The organism is Geodermatophilus sp. SYSU D00703 (assembly GCF_054050155.1).
In genome coordinates, this window is the sequence record NZ_JBJGYU010000004.1 from 174726 (window position 1) to 191703 (window position 16978).

Genomic DNA, 16978 nt, shown 5'->3' on the forward strand with positions numbered 1-16978 from the left:
TCCCGGGTCGGGCGCGTGAACAGGCCGTTCCGATCCCTCGACGCGGTTGACCGGCCCGGACGGGAGGACCACCCTGACCCCACCCGCCCGCCGGGGGCCCGACCGGGAGGCACGGCATGACCGCGGAACCCAGCGCCCGATCCGTCCCGCCGCCCCGCCCCGGACACCACGCCGGGGTCGAGGCCGAGCGCGTCGACGAGGGCTACCTGCACAAGCGCCAGCTGCGCACCGGGACGGCGGGCTGGCTGCTGCTCGCCGGCCTGGGCGTCTCGGCGGTCATCTCCGGCGACTACGCCGGCTGGAACTTCGGCCTGGCCGAGGGCGGCTTCGGCGGGCTGCTCGTCGCGACGGTCCTCATGGCGGTCATGTACACCGCGATGGTGTTCGGGCTGGCCGAGCTCGGCTCGGCTCTGCCGACCGCCGGCGGCGGCTACACCTTCGCCCGCCGCGCCCTCGGACCGTGGGGCGGGTACGCCACCGGGGTCGCGGTGCTCATCGAGTACGCCATCGCCCCCGCCGCGATCGCCACCTTCATCGGCGCCTACGTGGAGTCGCTCGGGCTGTTCGGGATCACCGACGGCTGGTGGGTCTACCTGGTGGTGTACGCGCTGTTCATCGGCATCCACCTGATGGGCGTCGGCGAGGCGCTCAAGGCGATGTTCGCCGTCACCGTGGTCGCCCTGCTCGGGCTGCTGGTGTTCCTCGTCGGGGCTGTGCCGCAGTTCGACGCGGGCAACCTGCTCGACATCGCCCCCACCGACGCGGCCGGCGCGTCGTCCTTCCTGCCCTACGGGCTGATCGGCATCTGGGCGGCGTTCCCGTTCGCGATCTGGTTCTTCCTCGCCGTGGAGAGCGTGCCGCTGGCCGCCGAGGAGGCCCGCGACCCGGCCCGCTCGATGCCGCGGGGGATCGTCGCCGCGATGGGCGTGCTCGTCCTGCTCGCCGTCCTCATGCTGGTGTTCACCCCGGGGGCCGGCGGGTCGTCGACGATCGCCGCGTCGGGCAACCCGCCGGTGGACGCGCTGGCGGCCTCGGCCGCGCCCGACGCGCTCACCACGGTGGTCAACTACGCGGGCCTGTTCGGCCTGGTGGCGAGCTTCTTCTCGATCATCTACGCGTACTCGCGGCAGACCTTCGCGCTCTCCCGCGCCGGCTACCTGCCGCGGGTGCTGTCGGTGACCAACTCCCGCAAGGCGCCGATGCTCGCCCTGCTCGTGCCGGGCGCGATCGGGTTCGTCCTCTCGCTGACCGGCCAGGGCGCCATGCTGCTGAACATGGCCGTCTTCGGGGCGACGGTCTCCTACGTGCTGATGATGGTCAGCCACATCGTGCTGCGCCGGCGCGAGCCCGACCTGGAGCGCCCGTACCGGACCCCGGGCGGGGTGGTCACCACCGGGATCGCGCTCGTGCTGGCCGCCGCGGCGGTGGTCGCGACCTTCCTCGTCGACGTCACCGCGGCGTTCTGGACGCTGGGCGCCTATGCGGCGTTCCTCGCCTACTTCGCGTTCTACAGCCGCCACCACCTGGTGGCCTCCGCGCCGGAGGAGGAGTTCGAGCTGCTGGCCGAGGCGGAGGAGGAGCTGGGATGACCGTGCGCCGCGCGACGCTGGGCGGGCACACCTTCGAGTTCCCGACGCTGGTCGAGCTGCTGGCCAAGGCGACGCCGGCCCGCTCCGGCGACGTCCTGGCCGGGTGCGCCGCCGAGTCGGCCGCCGAGCGGGTGGCCGCCCAGGCGGTGCTGGCCGACCTGCCGCTGGCGACCTTCCTCGAGGAGCAGGTCGTCGGCTACGAGGAGGACGACGTCACCCGGCTGGTGCTGGACACCCACGACCCGGCCGCCTTCGCGCCGGTGGCCTCGCTGACGGTGGGGGAGTTCCGCGACCGACTGCTGGCCTGGGCCGCGGCCGGCGACGAGGCGGCGATCTCGTCCCTGGCCCGCGGCCTGACCCCCGAGATGGTCGCGGCGACGTCGAAGCTGATGCGCAATGCCGACCTGGTCGCCGTCGGCCGGCGGACCCGGGTGGTGACCGGCCTGCGCAGCACGCTCGGCCTGCCCGGCCGGCTGGCCTCCCGGCTGCAGCCCAACCACCCCACCGACGACCCGCTGGGGGTGACCGCGTCGATCGTCGACGGCCTGCTGCAGGGCTGCGGGGACGCCGTCATCGGGATCAACCCGGCCACCGACTCCCCGGCGCGCACCGTCGCACTCCTGGAGCTGGTCGACGCGGTCATCAGCCGGTACGAGATCCCCACCCAGTCGTGCGTCCTGGCGCACGTGACGACGACGCTGCGGGCGCTGGAGGCGGGCGCGCCGGTGGACCTGGTGTTCCAGTCGGTCGCCGGCACGCAGGCCGCCAACCGCGGGTTCGGCGTCACCCTCGACCTGCTGGCCGAGGCGCGGGCGGGGGCGCTGGCGCTGGGCCGGGGCACGGTGGGCGACAACGTCACCTACTTCGAGACCGGTCAGGGGTCGGCGCTGTCGGCCGACGCCCACCACGGCATCGGCGGCCGGCCGGTGGACCAGCAGACCCTGGAGGCGCGCGCCTACGCCGTCGCCCGGCACTTCGCCCCGCTGCTGGTCAACACCGTCGTGGGGTTCATCGGGCCGGAGTACCTCTACGACGGCAAGCAGGTGCTGCGGGCCGGGCTGGAGGACCACTTCTGCGGCAAGCTGCTCGGCCTGCCGATGGGCGTGGACGTCTGCTACACCAACCACGCCGAGGTCGACGAGGACGACATGGACTCGCTGATGCTGCTGCTCGGCGCGGCCGGCTGCACGTTCCTCATCGCCGTCCCGGGGATGGACGACGTGATGCTGCACTACCAGTCGCTGGCGTTCTCCGACGTGCTCACCACCCGGTCGGTGCTGGGCCTGCGACCGGCGCCGGAGTTCGAGGCGTGGCTCGCGCGGATGGACCTGCTCGACGACGCCGGGCGGGTCCGGGAACCGGCACCGGACGCGCCCGCGGCCCGGGCCCTGCTCGCGGCGGCGTCGGCATGAGCTCGGCGCTGGACCAGCCGCTGCCGGCCGACCCCGATCCGTGGGCGGTGCTGCGGTCGGCGACCCGGGCCCGGGTCGCCCTCGGCCGGGCCGGCGACGCGCTGCCCACGGCCCGCGAGCTGGAGTTCCGCGCCGCGCACGCCACCGCGCGGGACGCGGTGCACCAGCCGCTGGACCCGGCCGCCGTCCGCACCGCGCTGGACACGGCGCTCCGCGCGGCCCGGCTGCCGGACGTCGAGGTGGTCGAGGTGCACTCGGCCGCCGGCGACCGCGCCACCTACCTGCAGCGGCCCGACCTCGGCCGGCAGCTCGCGCCCGGGACCGAGCTGTCCCGCGCCGACGCCGACCTGGCCGTCGTGATCGCCGACGGGCTGTCCCCGCGGGCGGTCCACGAGCACGCCGCGGGCCTGACGGCGGCGCTGCTGGAGCGGCTGTCCGGCTGGGCGGTGGCTCCGGTGGTGCTCGCGCACCAGGCCCGGGTGGCCCTCGGTGACGCCGTCGGGGCGGCACTGCACGCGCGCGCCGTCGTGGTCCTCGTGGGGGAGCGGCCGGGCCTGTCCGCCGCGGACTCCCTCGGCGTCTACCTCACCTGGGACCCGAGGCCGGGGCGGGCGGACTCCGAGCGCAACTGCGTGTCCAACGTCCGGCCGCCGCACGGGCTGTCCTACGCGCAGGCGGCCGACACGGTGGTGGCGCTGCTGACCGCGGCCCGGGAGCTCGGCGCGTCCGGCGTCGCGCTCAAGGACGAGGGGCCCGCGCTGGCCGCGGGGGCCGGCTGAACGGGCAGACCGCGTCGGCGTCGCCGGACGGATGACCCAGACACGACGCCCGGCGACACCGGCGGGCGTCGTGCAGTGTCGACCTCTCCGAGCCGTTGCGGAACGACTCCGGACGGCACCCGGTGTGGCGGTCGCCGTCCGTGAGCCGTCAGCGCTTCTCCGCGCCCCGTGGCGAGGCCTCGGGGATGTCCGGGGCCAGCTCGTCGTCCCGCGGCGGGGCCTTCCACTCGACCAGCAGCAGGGAGGCGTCGTCACTGGTGCGGCCGTCCCGAGCCGCCATGAGCGCGTGCGACAGCCGCCGCACGGTCTCGGCCGCAGCGAGGTCCGCCGCGGTGGTCTGCTCGATCAGCTGCCGCAGGCGGGCCTCGCCGAACTGCTCGCCGCCGTCCAGCCGCTCCTCCACGACGCCGTCGGTGAAGAACAGGACGCGGTCGCCGGGTTCCAGCCGGGCCGAGGCCACCGACGGCGCCGCGCCGCCGAAACCGATGGGTCGGGTCCGGGCGCCGGTCAGCTCGCCGATGACCCGGCTCTCGCGCACCCAGAGCGCCGGTGGGTGCCCGGCGTTGACCCAGCGGAGCTCGCCGGTCTCGGTGTCCAGCCGGCCGAGCTGACCGGTGGCGAACCGGCCGGGGAACGACCGGACGACGATGCGGTCCATCTCGGCGTAGAGCTCGGCGAGCGGGACGTCCCGGCGACGGCCGTGCCGGTAGGCGGCGAGGACGACCGTCGCCATGGTCGCCGCGTCCAGCCCGTGGCCCATGGCGTCGAAGACCCCGAGGTGCAGGACGTGCTCGTCGAAGGCGTAGTCGAAGCAGTCGCCGCCCACCGCGTAGGCCGGTTCGAGGACTCCTGCCAGGTCGATGTCGGGCGTCGTCATCGACAGCGGCGGCAGGCTCTGCCACTGCAGCTGGGCCGCCAGGGTCATCGGCCGTGCGGTGCGCACGCGGGCGAACGTGTCGGTGTAGCTGTCCTTGGTGACGATCAGGTCGGCGACGAGCCCGGCCGCGCGGTGCGCGAGCTGCCGGTCGTGCTCGGCCACGGCCCGCAGGGTGAACGACAGCACGCCCACCCGGTCCGAGCCGTCGAGCATCGGCAGGTGCAGGCGCACGCTGCCGTCGGGCTGCGGCCGCTCGGTCCGGACGGCGGTCGCGAACGTCTGGCCCTCGGGGCTGTCGCTGATGGGGACCGGCTTGCCGATCAGCCCCCGGCCGAGTACCGGCTGCAGTTGGAGCTGGTCGAAGTCCTGCAGGTGGATGCTGACGTCGGTGGCCCCGGCCATCCCCAGCTCCTGGGCCACCAGCGGGCCGACCAGGCGCGGCGGGATGAGGTGGGCGCGGTCGAGCAGCGCGCCGAGCAGGCGTTCGCCGACGCTCTCGTCGGTGGTCAGGGCGCCGCTCGTGTCGTGGAAGCCCACGAGCGGCCCGATGTGGTCGTCCGGCACCCCGTGTCCATGGGCGGCGGGCGGGGACCTCAAACGCGGGGTCGGCGGCGCAGCCCGCGGGGCCGGCGGCGCAGCGCGCGGGCCAGGGCGTGCCGTCGTCCGCCGGCGAGCTCCTCGGCCGGCACCGGCTCGGGGACGTCGGCCAGCAGCGCGTGCCGCTCGCGAAGCCGGGTCCGGATCTCCTCGGGGGTGTGTGCGCGGCGCCGGCGCTCGCTGCGGGCGAGCACCGCCCCGGTGGCCGCGACGCCGGCGAGGCCGGCCAGTCCGAGCAGCTTCCAGGGACGCATGATCCGTAACGTAGCGCCGTGCCCGCGCTGAGCCTGGACGAGGCCGTCGAGCTGACCCGGACCGGCGACGTGTGGGTGTTCCGGGGCGCCTCCGTGGCCGACCGGGCGATCCGCGCGCTGACCAACGCGCCGGTCAACCACGTCGGCATGGCCGTCGTGCTCGAGGAGCTCCCGCCACTGCTGTGGCACGCCGAGCTGGGCCGCTCGCTGCCCGACGTCTGGACCGGGCAGCACCAGCGCGGCGTGCAACTGCACGACCTGGCCGACGCCGTCCGCACCTGGCGGCACCGCTACGGCCAGCGCGCCTGGCTGCGGCAGCTGGTCGGCCCGGCCGACGACGGCGGCGTGACCGGCGAGATGGAGGACGCCGTCCTGCGCACGATCGCCCGGCTCGACGGCAGGCCGTTCCCCACTCCGCGCGGGCTGGCGGCGGGCTGGCTGGGCGGACGGCTGCGGCGGCGGACGTCGGCCGAGACCGTGTACTGCGCCGAGCTGGTGGCCACGACCTACACCGCGATGGGACTCCTGGACCCCCGCCGCCCGCGCAACGCCTACGACCCGGGCAGCTTCTGGTCCGGCGACGGCCTGGCGCTACTGCAAGGGGCGCGATTGGGGTCGGAGATCCCTGTCGATGTGGCCGTGACAGGTGGGACCGTCGTCTCCGGCGGGTAAGGGACGACAACAGGTGTCCACCCGGCGTTGAACCAGGGCGCGGGGAGGGCAGCACAGGAGGCCGCCATGAGCCGCGTCCACTGGGTCCGGCCGGACATCGCCGGAGACATCGTCGCCATCGCCGTCGCCCCCGGCGCCGCCCCGCCGCGGGTGATCCGCATCCGCCCGGAGCTGTACGGGCGCCTGCTCGCGCAGATGGCTCCGGAGGACCGCGCCACCGCGGTCGCCACCGGCCTGCTGGGCCCGCCGCCCGGCGTCCCGGTCGCCGTCGACGCGGCACTGCCCCTCTTCCCGGGGTTCGAGGTCGTGCGGGCCCGGCCGGAGCACGCCGCCGCCTAGTCCGGCTGGTGCCGGCGCACCCGGTAGGTGGTCTGCACCATGCCGCCGGGGAAGACCTCGGTGCGCTCGTGCTCGAGCGGGACGTCGGCCGGCAGCGCGCCGAAGGGGGTGAGCCCGTCGCCGATGAGCACGGGCACCCGGGAGAGCGTGATGTCACTGACCAGCCCGGCGGTGAGGAAGGTGTGCACCATCCGGCCGCCGTCCACGTAGACCCGGCGGTACCCGGCCGCGGCGAGCGCGGCCACCGCGTCGTCGAAGGACCGGTGCACGGTGACGCGCCCGTCCGCGCCGGGCTCCAGGGTCGTGCTGACCACGTGCACCGGCTTGCCCTGGTACGGCCACTCGTCGATCGGGGCGATCACCTCGTAGGTGCTGCGGCCCATGACCAGCGCGTCGATGCCGGCGACGAACGCGGAGAACCCGAAGTCGCCGCCCGCGCCGTCGTCCGGCGCGCCGCCGGCCTCCGCGTCGCCGGTGAGCCACGCGAGGTCGCCGTCGCGGCGGGCGATGAACCCGTCGACGCTCATGCCGAGGAAGACCGAACCGGTGAAGGGCGCGTCCATGCCGCGCAGCCTGCCGCAGGAGGCCGACAGGTGGTCTCGCTCAGGCCGCGAGCGCCGGCTCCGGCGCCCCGAGCCGGACGACGGTGTCGCCGGGCTGCTCGACGGCGTCGTCGTGGGTCACGCAGACGACCACGCGGCCGGCGAGCGCGCGCCGCAGGTCCCGGACCAGCGCGGCGGCGGTCGGCGGGTCCAGGTGCGCGGTCGGCTCGTCGAGCAGGACGACGTCGCGGTCGGCGAGCAGCGCCCGCGCGGCGGCCAGCCGGCGGCGCTCGCCGCCCGAGAGCGCCGTCCCGCCCGCGCCGACGGGGGTGTCCAGGCCGTCGGGGAGGCCGGCCAGCAGCCCGGCCAGCCCGGTCGCGGTCAGCGCCGCGCGCATGCGGGCCTCGCCGTCGGCACCGGACAGGGCGCCCCGCGGCGCGGCCACCGCCAGGTTGGCCCGGATGCTGGAGGCGAACACGTGCGACTCCTGCGGCAGCCAGGCCGTCCGCGACCGCACGTCGTCTCCGGCGAGCCGGTCGGCCGGCACGTCCTGCACCGCGTAGCCGCCCCCGCGCGGGCGCAGCGCGGCCATCAGCACGGCGAGGAGGGTCGACTTGCCCGCGCCCGAGGGTCCGCGCACCACCAGCCACCCGCCGTCCGCGCGGGCCTCGGCGGTCAGGCCACCCAGCACGTCGGGTCCGCCCGGCCAGCCCGCCACCAGGTCGGTGGTGGCCACCCGGCGGACCGGCGCCGGCGCCGGCAGGGGAGCGGCCGGGTCCGCCGGCACCGGCGCGGTGAGCACGGCGTCGAGGCGGCCGCGGGCGTCGGCGAGGGCGCCGCGCCGCCGCAGCGCGCCGACCAGGCCGCTCAGCGGCTCGGCCAGCGCCAGCGGGGCGAGGGCGAGCGCCGCGACGGCCGGGCCGGTCACGCCGGCGGCGGCGCCGACGGCCGCGGCGGTGACCGCGGCCAGCCCGGTGCCCAGCACCACCAGGCCCTCGCCCAGCGCGCCGGCGCGGGCACCGGCGCCGGCGGCCGTGGACCGGCGCCCGGCGAGGGCGGCGAGGTCGGCGGCGGTCCGGTCGGCCAGGCCGTGCGCGCGCAGGTCCGGCGCCCCCTCGAGCACGGTGGTGGTGTCCCGCAGGGCGGCGACGCGCAGCGCCCCCTCCGTCCGGGCCGTGCCCGCGTCCACCCGCCGGTGCGCGGCCGCGACGAGGGCGGCGGTGGCCAGCAGCACCAGCCCGGCCGCGCCCGCCGCGGCGGGGGAGACGAGAGCGAGCGCGCCGACGGTCCCGGCGGGGACGACCGCGGCGACCAGCGCCGGGGGGACGACGCGCACCGACAGGTCCTGCACCAGCGTGACGTCGCCGACCACCCGGGCGAGCGCCGAGCCGGGCGTCCGGTCGGCGGCGACGCCCTGCGCCGCCAGCGCCCGCCACACCCGCACCCGCAGGTCGGCGGCCATCCGCAGCGCCGCGTCGTGCGCGGTCATCCGCTCCACCCAGCGCAGTCCCGCCCGGCCGAGGCCGAAGGCGCGCACCCCGACGATGGCGACCAGCAGGGTCAGCACCGGCGGCATCTCCGCCGCCCGCACGATCAGCCAGCCGGACACCGCGGTGAGCGCGACGCCCGCGCCCGCGGACGCCGTCCCCGCGGCCACGGCGCGGGCCAGCGCCCGCCGCGGCCAGCGCAGGCCACCGGCCCCGTCCATCGCGGCGGGCTCGGCGGGGACCTCCGTGGTTGCGGCCGCAGGTCCGGCCGCCTCGGTCCGCGGTCCGGCGACGCCGGGCGTCCCCTCGGCGGCCGCGGTCGGCGAGGCGGAGAGGGTCACGTCCCGGTCGGCGAGGGCGGCCAGTGCGGCGTCGTGCGTGACCAGCAGGACCGTGACCGTGCCGCGCAGGCCGGCCAGCACCGCGGCCACCCGCGCGGCCGCCGCGTCGTCCAGGTGGGCGGTGGGCTCGTCGAGCAGCAGCAGCCGCGCGCCCCGGCGGATCCGCACCAGCGCGCGGGCCAGCGCGACCCGCTGCAGCTCGCCGGGGGACAGGGTGGTGCACCGCCGTCCGGCCAGGGCCGTCGCGCCCACCCGCTCCAGCGCCTCGATGACGAACGCCTCCCCGGCGATCTCGTCCACGCCGGGCTGCGAGCCCGCGTGCCGGCGCAGCTCGTCGGCGACGGTCTCCCCGGTGGTCCGCGGGTGCTGCGGCACGTACGCGACCCCGCCGGCGGGGACGCCGGTCACGGTGCCCTCGACCGCCGCCGACGGGTCGGTCAGCCCGGCCAGGACGGCGAGCAGCGTCGACTTGCCCGACCCGCTGGCACCCCGGAGGGCCACCAGCTCGCCGGGGCGCGCGGCGAGGTCCACCCGTGGGAGGGCGGGCACGGCCCGGCCGGGGAAGCGCACGGTCAGGCCCCTGACCGCGACGTCGGCGCCCCGCGGGTCGTCGTCCGGCGTCGGGGGGAGCGGAGCGGCGGCCGGCGCGGCCAGCACGGCCCGCGCCTCGGCGGCGGCCAGGGCGGCGTCCTCGTTGGCGTGGTGCGCCGATCCCAGCGCGCGCAGCGGGGCGAAGGCCTCGGGCGCCAGGAGCAGCGCGGTCAGGCCGGCGGCCAGGGCCACGTCCCCGTGCACGAGCCGCAGGCCGACGGTCACCGCGACCAGCGCGACCGACAGCGTGGCCAGCAGCTCGAGCACCAGCGCGGAGAGGAAGGCCAGCCGCAGCGTGGCGAGGGTGCGGCGGCGCGAGGCCTCGCCGAGCTCGGCGAGCGCGGCGGCCTGCTCGGCGGCGCGGCCGAGGCCGACCAGCACGGGGAGCCCGCGCACCAGTTCGGCGACGTGCGCGGCGATGCGGTCCAGCGCGCGGGCGGCGGCGGTGGTGCCGTCCCGGGTGGTCAGGCCGACCAGCGCCATGAACAGCGGCACCAGCGGCAGGGTGACCGCGACGAGCGCCGCCGAGAGCAGGTCGGTCCACGCGAGGACGAGCAGCAGCACCGGCGGCACGACCAGGGTCCGGGCGAGGGCCGGCAGGTACGTGGTGAGCCCGGGGCCGAGGTCGGCCAGCCGTGTGGTGGCCAGCACCGCCGCGGGGCCGGGCCCGCCCGCCGCGGTGACCGCGGCCGGGGAGCCGGCCAGCCGCGTGACCAGGCGGGCGCGCAGCCCGTCCTCGGCGCGGCGGGCGTCGCGGTCGGCCAGCAGGTCGCCCAGCGACCCGGCGGCCGCCCGCAACGCGGCACCCGCGGCGGCCGCGGCCAGGGGACCGGTCAGCGGTCCCTCGGCCAGGCCGGCGGCGCGGGCCACCGCGTGCGCCAGCCCGGCGGCGAGGAGCACCAGGCCGGCCACCTGGACCAGCGCCGCGGCCACCTGCCGCACCAGCGCCCCGGTCAGCCCCGGGACCCCGGCCAGCGCCGCCAGCGGCCCCCGGCCTCGAGGGGCAGAAATGGCCATTCTCGCCCTCATGCGTGCGCGGGGACGTCGGCGTGCACCGGCTCGGCGGTCAGCCGCTTGCGGAAGACCCAGTAGGTCCACGCCTGGTAGCCGAGCACCACCGGCAGGCCGATCCCGGCCGCCCACGTCATCACGGTGAGCGTGTAGTCGCTGACCGAGGCGTCGGCGACGGTCACGTCGAAGGCCGCGTCGATCGTCGAGGGGACGACGACCGGGTAGGCCGCCCCGAACAACGTCGCGGCCGCGGCGACCAGCACCGCGCCCCACGCGGCGAAGGCCTGGCCCTCGCGGCCCACCCGGATCCGCGCCCACGCCACGACCACCGCCAGCGCGGCGACCAGCCACAGCACCGCGGTGACCGGGGTGCCGTACCGCAGGTGCACCACGCCGGCCCAGGCCAGCAGGGGCAGCGCGGCCACCGGCGTCCACCGCGCGGCGAAGCGGCGGGCGGCGGCGCGCACCGGGCCGTCGGTCTTCAGCGCCAGGAACACCGCGCCGTGCACCAGGGAGAACGCGAGGACGGCGACCGCGCCGAGCAGCGCCGACCAGCCCAGCCCCGACAACGCGCCGCCCACCCGGTTGCCGTCGCCGTCGATCGGCAGGCCCAGCGTGGTCGCCCCGAGGGCGGCACCGATGCCCAGGGCGGCGATCAGCGAGCCGGCCGTGATGACGTGGGTCCAGGTCGCGTCCCACGCCGCCGTGTGGTGCGAGTGCCGCCACTCGAAGGCGACCGCCCGGATGATCAGGCCGAACAGCACCAGCACGAACGGCAGGTACAGCGCCGGCAGCCAGGTGGCGTACCAGCCCGGGAAGGCGGCGAACACCGCGCCCGCGGCGGTGATCAGCCATACCTCGTTGCCGTCCCAGAGCGGGCCGATGGTGCGCAGCATGAGGTGCCGGTCGGCGGGGCGGCGGCCGAGCACCGGCAGCAGCGCGGCGACGCCGAAGTCGAAGCCCTCGAGCAGCAGGAAGCCGGTCCAGAGCACCGCGACGGCGGCGAACCAGAGGGTCTGCAGGTCCATGGGAGGTGCTCCTCAGTACGCGAAGGAGAGGACGTCGTCGTCGGTGTCGCGGCGGGTGCCGTCGCGGCCGCCCGGCAGGTCGTCGTCCGGCGTCCCGTCGGGGGTGTGCCCGGGGGTGGGGGCGGCGTCCCCGGTGGTGACCCCGCGGCGGACGAAGCGGCCGATCAGCCACAGCTCGACGACGGCCAGCGCGCCGTAGACGAGGGTGAGCACGGTCAGCGACGTCCAGACCTCGGCGGCGGAGACGCCGGGGGAGACGGCCTGGGCGGTGAAGAACCACACCTGCTCGTCGACGGGCACGTCGGGGTTGGGGTAGACGACGAACGGCTGGCGGCCCATCTCGGTGAAGATCCAGCCCGTCGCGTTCGCCACGAACGGCGCGCCCACCGCGAGCAGCGAGCCGTACACGCCGATCCGTGACGTCGGCACCCGGCCCCGCCGCGTCGCCCACAGCGCGTAGGCGGCGACGCCGGCCGACACCGCGCCCATGCCGACCATGAGCCGGAAGCTCCAGTAGGTGACCGCCAGCAGCGGGGTGTAGTCGACCTCCTCGCCGGCCAGGGCGCCGAACCGCGCGGGGTCGTCGGGGTAGGTCTCGCCGTAGACCGCGGCGTAGCGCTCCTGCAGCTCGTTGACGCCCGGGACGGCGGTCGAGAAGTCGCTGTGCGCGAGGAAGGACAGCAGCCCCGGCACGGTGATCGAGTGGACGTCGTCGCACTCGTTGGAGCCGAGCTTGCCCCAGGCCAGGATCGAGAAGGACGCCGGCGCCTCGGTCTCGCACAGCGCCTCGGCCGAGCTCATCTTCAGCGGCTGCTGCTGGTACATGAGCTTGCCCTGCCAGTCGCCGGTGAGGGCGACCAGGACGAACGCGACCAGCGACACCCAGCCGCCCAGCCGCACCGAGCGGCGCCAGACCTGGTGGTCGACGTCCGTGGTCGGCTGGTCCGCCAGCTTCCGCCGGCGCAGGTGCCACAGGCCGATGCCGACCAGCAGGGCGCCGGCGACCATGAGCGCGGCGACGATCGCGTGGCTGAAGGCGGCCAGCGCGGTGTTGTTGGTCAGGACGGCGAGGAAGTCGACCTGCCGCGGGCGGCCGTCCTCGGCGACCACGACGCCGACCGGGTGCTGCATCCAGGAGTTGGCCGCGATGATGAAGTACGCGCTGACGACGGAGCCGACGACCGCCGCCCACAGCGCGGCGAGGTGCAGCTTCTTCGGGATGCGGCCCCAGCCGAAGATCCACAGGCCGAGGAACGTCGACTCGAGAAAGAAGGCCAGCAGCGCCTCGAGCGCGAGCAGCGAGCCGAAGACGTCGCCGACGAAGCGGCTGTACTCGCTCCAGGCCAGGCCGAACTGGAACTCCTGCACCAGCCCGGTGGCCACGCCGAGCACGAAGTTGATCAGGTAGATGCGGCCCCAGAAGCGGGTCATCCGCAGCCACTCCGGCTTGCCGGTCCGCACCCAGAGGGTGTGCACGACCGCGACCAGGATCCCCAGGCCGATGGTCAGCGGGACCATCAGGAAGTGGTAGACGGTCGTGATCCCGAACTGCCAGCGCGCCACGTCCAGGACGTCCACGGCCGCTCCTCATCCAGACGACGTACGATCGGACGAGTTCTTTCTACGCCGAGTAGAAGACTTTTTTCTACGATACGTAGAAGAATCTCGGTGTGATCCGCAGGACAGGAGGACCGGTGGCGTCGTTGGGTGAGCTGGAGCGCACCGTCATGGACCGGCTGTGGTCGGCCGACGGTCCGGTCTCGGCGACCGAGCTGCGCGACGGCCTGGCCGACCGGGGGCTGGCGCTGACCACCGTCCACACGGTGCTCACCCGGCTGGAGCAGAAGGGGTTCGTCCAGCACGACGACGCCCGGCCGCGCCGCTTCCGGCCCCGGGCGACCCGCGAGGAGCACGCCGCCGAGCTGATGCACGAGGTGCTCGGCTCGGCCGGGGACCGGCAGGCGGTGCTGGCCCGGTTCGTCGGCGGAGTCGACCCCGACGAGGCCCGGCTGCTGCGCGAGCTGCTGGCCGCCGCGGGGCCGGACGCCGACCGCTGACGCCCTGACCCGCTGACCCGTGCTCCCCGCGACCGCGGCCGCCCTCGCGGTGCTGGCTGCACTGCTGGCCTGGCCGGTCCCCGCGCTGCTCGCCCGTGCCCGCTGGCCGCGGCGCGACCCCCTCGTGGCGCTGGTCTGCTGGCAGGCGATCGGGCTGGCCGGTGGCCTGTCGATCATCGGCGCGCTGCTCGTGCACGGGCTGGCGCCGTGGGGACACTCGCTGCCGGAGGCGGCCTGGTCGGTGCTCACCGGCTCCCCCGCGGAGGAGCCGGTCCGCGGCGACCACTGGGTGACCCTGACGCTGGCCGGCGTGCTCGCCTCCGAGCTGGTCGGGGTGCTGCTGCTCTCCTGGGTGCGGACCGTCCGCGCCCGCCGCCGGCACCGCGAGCTGCTGGAGCTGGTCGTGCAGCCGCACGCGCTCCGGGACGCCCGGCTGCTCGAGCACCCCGCGCCGGTGGCCTTCTGCATCCCGGGCGCCAGGCCGCTGCTGGTGCTCTCCTCCGGGATGGTGGCCGAGCTCGACGACGACCAGGTCGCCGCCGTCGTCGCCCACGAGCGGGCGCACCTGCGCGAGCACCACCACCTCTACCTGCTGCCGTTCGTCGCCTGGGAGGCGGCGCTGCCGGCGCTGCCCGCGGCCGCGCGCGCCGCCGCCGCGGTGCGGACCCTGGTGGAGATGCGGGCCGACGACGTCGCGCTCGGCTCGCTGACCGGCGCCGCACCCCGGCGCACGCTGGCCCGGGCGATCGTCGCGGCGGCCGGCGGGGCGGGCGGCGCGGCCGTGCCGAGCGGGGCGCTGGCCGTGGCCGGGGGTGGGGTGCGCGAGCGCGTGGTGCGGCTGCTCGAGCCGCCGTCCCCGCTGCCGCTGTGGGCGCGGGGATCGGCGCTGCTGGCCGCCGGCCTGCTGCTCCTGCTCCCGACCGCACTGCTGCTGGTCCCCGCGGTCGTCTAGGGCCGACTCACGAGCCGCCTCCTCCCGAGCCGGCGCTCAGCGCCGAGCCGCGGTGCGGCATCGGTCGTCACGCACGGCGGAGGTCACTCGGCGAGTGCCTCGTGTCGGGAGCTCGTGCTCTGCCCCCGGTGGTGGGCAGAGCACGAGCTCCCGGAGGGTGCCGGTCCCTGGCACAGCGGCGGTCCAGGGGACCGCCGGGTCACCGCCCGAACCGGCGCAGCCGCAGGCTGTTGGTCACCACGAACACCGAGCTGAACGCCATCGCGGCCCCGGCGATCATCGGGTTGAGCAGCCCCGCCGCGGCGAGCGGCAGCGCCGCCACGTTGTAGGCGAACGCCCAGAACAGGTTGCCCTTGATGGTGGCCAGGGTGCGGCGGGCGAGCCGGATGGCGTCCGCGGCCGCGCGCAGGTCGCCGCGCACCAGGGTGAGGTCCGAGGCCTGGATCGCCACGTCGGTCCCGGTGCCCATGGCCAGCCCGAGGTCGGCCTGCGCGAGGGCGGCGGCGTCGTTCACCCCGTCGCCGACCATGGCCACGACCCGCCCCTTGGCCTGCAGCCGGCGGACGACGGCCACCTTGTCCTGCGGCAGCACCTCGGCGACGACCTCGTCGATGCCGACCTCCGCCGCGACGGTCCGGGCCACCGCGGCGTTGTCGCCGGTGAGCAGGATCGGGCGCAGGCCGAGGTCCCGCAGCTGCCGCACGGCCTCGGCGGAGGTCTCCTTGACCGCGTCGGCGACGACGAGCAGCCCGCGGGCGGCGCCGTCCGCGGCGACGAGGACCGCCGTCGCGCCGTCCGCCTCGGCCGCGGCGCGGGCCGCCTCGAGCCCGGCGGGCACCGGCACGGACCGGTCGGCGAGCAGGCGCGGTCGTCCGACGAGCACGGCGGCACCGTCGACGACGCCGCGCACGCCCAGCCCCTCGACGTTGGCGAACCCCTCGACCGGCCGCAGCGCGCCCGTGCGCTCGGCGGCCGCCGCGGCGACGGCCCGGGCGATCGGGTGCTCCGACGCGGCCTCGAGCGCACCGGCGAGGGCCAGCACCCGGTCGGCGTCCTCCCCGTCGGCGGGGACGACCTCGCGCAGGGTCATCCGGCCGGTCGTGACGGTGCCGGTCTTGTCCAGGACGACGGTGTCGACGGCGCGGGTGGACTCCAGCACCTCCGGCCCCTTGATGAGGATGCCGAGCTGCGCGCCGCGGCCGGTGCCCACCATGAGCGCGGTCGGCGTGGCCAGCCCCAGGGCGCACGGGCAGGCGATGATCAGCACCGCGACCGCCGCGGTGAACGCGGCCGCGAGGCCGGCGCCGGCGCCGATCCAGAACCCGAGGGTCGCCACCGCGAGGGCCAGCACGATCGGGACGAACACGCCCGACACCCGGTCGGCCAGGCGCTGCACCTCGGCCTTGCCGTTCTGCGCCTCCTCGACCAACCGGGCCATCTGCGCCAGCTGGGTCTCCGCGCCTATCCGGGTGGCCCGCACGACCAGCCGTCCTCCGGCGTTGACGGTGGCGCCGACGACGGGGTCGCCGGGGCCCACCTCGACCGGGACGGACTCGCCGGTCAGCATCGAGGCGTCGACCGCGGAGGCGCCCTCGGTCACCTCGCCGTCGGCGGCGATCTTCTCCCCGGGCCGGACGACGAACTCGTCGCCGACCGCGAGCTGGTCGACCGGCACCCGGCGCTCGACGCCGCCGCGCAGCACCGAGACCTCCTTGGCGCCGAGCTCGAGCAGGGCGCGCAGCGCCGCCCCGGCCCGCCGCTTGGACCGCGCCTCGGCGTAGCGCCCGGCCAGCAGGAAGGTGGTCACCCCGGCGGCGGCCTCGAGGTAGATGTTGGCGCCGCCGTCGCCGCGGGAGATGGTCAGCTCGAACGGGTGGGTCATGCCCGGCTCGCCCGCGCTGCCCAGGAACAGCGCGTACAGCGACCACAGGAACGCCGCGCCCGTGCCGAGCGAGACGAGGGTGTCCATCGTCGCGGCGCCGTGGCGCAGGTTGGTCCAGGCGGCGTGGTGGAACGGCAGCCCGCCCCAGACGACCACCGGGGCGGCCAGGGTGAGCGAGAGCCACTGCCAGTACTCGAACTGCAGCGCCGGGACCATCGCCATGGCGATCACCGGCACGCTGAGCAGCGTGGACACCAGCAGCCTGCGGCGCAGTAGGAGGACCCCGTCCTCCTCACCCCTGGCAGGCTCGGGGCGAGCCTCGGGACGGGGCCTGGGGAGGGTCGCGGTGTAACCGGTCTTCTCGACGGTCGCGACGAGGTCCTCGGGCGTGACGTCGCCGCCGTAGCTGACCCGGGCCCTCTCGGTGGCGTAGTTGACCGTCGCGGTCACGCCGTCGAGCTTGTTGAGCTTCTTCTCGATGCGGGCGGCGCACGAGGCGCAGGTCATGCCGCCGATCGCGAGCTCGATCTCGCCGGCCGGGGCGTGCGTGGTGCTCATCAGGGGTCTC

At 76.4% G+C, this 16978-nt stretch carries 14 protein-coding genes; 7 read left to right on the plus strand and 7 right to left on the minus strand.

The window, feature by feature from the left end:
- Window positions 1-116 precede the first annotated feature (116 nt).
- Genes eat through eutC form a run of 3 tightly spaced genes read left to right on the plus strand, consistent with a single transcriptional unit; the run spans window position 117 to window position 3780 of the window.
- Window positions 117-1589 (plus strand): ethanolamine permease, encoded by a 1473-nt coding sequence (gene eat / locus ACI782_RS07460; RefSeq protein WP_456907666.1) that lies wholly within the window; start codon window positions 117-119, stop codon window positions 1587-1589.
- Window positions 1586-3001, plus strand: a complete 1416-nt coding sequence (locus ACI782_RS07465) for an ethanolamine ammonia-lyase subunit EutB (protein WP_456907668.1) — start codon at window positions 1586-1588, stop codon at window positions 2999-3001. Before eat ends, ACI782_RS07465 begins: the two co-directional genes overlap by 4 nt.
- Window positions 2998-3780, plus strand: a complete 783-nt coding sequence (gene eutC, locus ACI782_RS07470; RefSeq protein ID WP_456907670.1) for an ethanolamine ammonia-lyase subunit EutC — start codon at window positions 2998-3000, stop codon at window positions 3778-3780. The genes ACI782_RS07465 and eutC overlap by 4 nt, the downstream gene beginning before the upstream one ends.
- Before the next feature lie 148 nt (window positions 3781-3928).
- Here eutC and ACI782_RS07475 read toward each other — a convergent pair whose 3' ends face one another.
- Window positions 3929-5221: a PP2C family protein-serine/threonine phosphatase gene (locus ACI782_RS07475; protein WP_456907672.1), complete on the minus strand. Its 1293-nt coding sequence runs from the start codon at window positions 5219-5221 to the stop codon at window positions 3929-3931.
- Between the two features lie 29 nt (window positions 5222-5250).
- Window positions 5251-5508 (minus strand): hypothetical protein, encoded by a 258-nt coding sequence (locus ACI782_RS07480; protein WP_456907674.1) that lies wholly within the window; start codon window positions 5506-5508, stop codon window positions 5251-5253.
- Between the two features lie 18 nt (window positions 5509-5526).
- Here ACI782_RS07480 and ACI782_RS07485 point away from each other — a divergent pair, with 18 nt between their 5' ends.
- Together ACI782_RS07485 and ACI782_RS07490 are read left to right on the plus strand one after the other, a co-directional pair.
- A complete protein-coding gene (locus ACI782_RS07485; protein WP_456907676.1) occupies window positions 5527-6180 on the plus strand; it encodes a hypothetical protein in 654 nt (217 codons plus the stop codon).
- A 66-nt stretch (window positions 6181-6246) separates the two neighbouring features.
- A complete protein-coding gene (locus tag ACI782_RS07490) occupies window positions 6247-6519 on the plus strand; it encodes a hypothetical protein (RefSeq protein WP_456907678.1) in 273 nt (90 codons plus the stop codon).
- Here the strand turns inward: ACI782_RS07490 and ACI782_RS07495 are convergent.
- Genes ACI782_RS07495 through ACI782_RS07510 form a run of 4 tightly spaced genes read right to left on the minus strand, consistent with a single transcriptional unit; the run spans window position 6516 to window position 13097 of the window.
- The gene (locus ACI782_RS07495) at window positions 6516-7082 is read right to left on the minus strand and encodes a dihydrofolate reductase family protein (RefSeq protein WP_456907680.1); all 567 of its coding nucleotides are present in this window, start codon (window positions 7080-7082) and stop codon (window positions 6516-6518) included. The two genes, ACI782_RS07490 and ACI782_RS07495, sit on opposite strands and share 4 nt — an antisense overlap.
- Before the next feature lie 40 nt (window positions 7083-7122).
- Window positions 7123-10497 (minus strand): thiol reductant ABC exporter subunit CydC, encoded by a 3375-nt coding sequence (gene cydC / locus ACI782_RS07500; protein ID WP_456907682.1) that lies wholly within the window; start codon window positions 10495-10497, stop codon window positions 7123-7125.
- A gap of 8 nt (window positions 10498-10505) precedes the next feature.
- A complete protein-coding gene (cydB, locus tag ACI782_RS07505; RefSeq protein ID WP_456907684.1) occupies window positions 10506-11519 on the minus strand; it encodes a cytochrome d ubiquinol oxidase subunit II in 1014 nt (337 codons plus the stop codon).
- A 12-nt stretch (window positions 11520-11531) separates the two neighbouring features.
- Window positions 11532-13097, minus strand: a complete 1566-nt coding sequence (locus tag ACI782_RS07510; RefSeq protein ID WP_456907686.1) for a cytochrome ubiquinol oxidase subunit I — start codon at window positions 13095-13097, stop codon at window positions 11532-11534.
- 116 nt (window positions 13098-13213) lie between these two features.
- On the opposite strand from ACI782_RS07510, the gene ACI782_RS07515 reads away from it, so the two are divergent.
- Together ACI782_RS07515 and ACI782_RS07520 are read left to right on the plus strand one after the other, a co-directional pair.
- On the plus strand, window positions 13214-13576 hold the full coding sequence (locus tag ACI782_RS07515) for a BlaI/MecI/CopY family transcriptional regulator (RefSeq protein ID WP_456907688.1): 363 nt from the start codon (window positions 13214-13216) through the stop codon (window positions 13574-13576).
- Window positions 13577-13595: 19 nt separating this feature from the next.
- The gene (locus ACI782_RS07520; RefSeq protein ID WP_456907690.1) at window positions 13596-14528 is read left to right on the plus strand and encodes a M56 family metallopeptidase; all 933 of its coding nucleotides are present in this window, start codon (window positions 13596-13598) and stop codon (window positions 14526-14528) included.
- A 199-nt stretch (window positions 14529-14727) separates the two neighbouring features.
- Here ACI782_RS07520 and ACI782_RS07525 read toward each other — a convergent pair whose 3' ends face one another.
- Window positions 14728-16968, minus strand: a complete 2241-nt coding sequence (locus ACI782_RS07525) for a heavy metal translocating P-type ATPase (RefSeq protein WP_456907692.1) — start codon at window positions 16966-16968, stop codon at window positions 14728-14730.
- Between the last annotated feature and the right edge of the window lie 10 nt (window positions 16969-16978).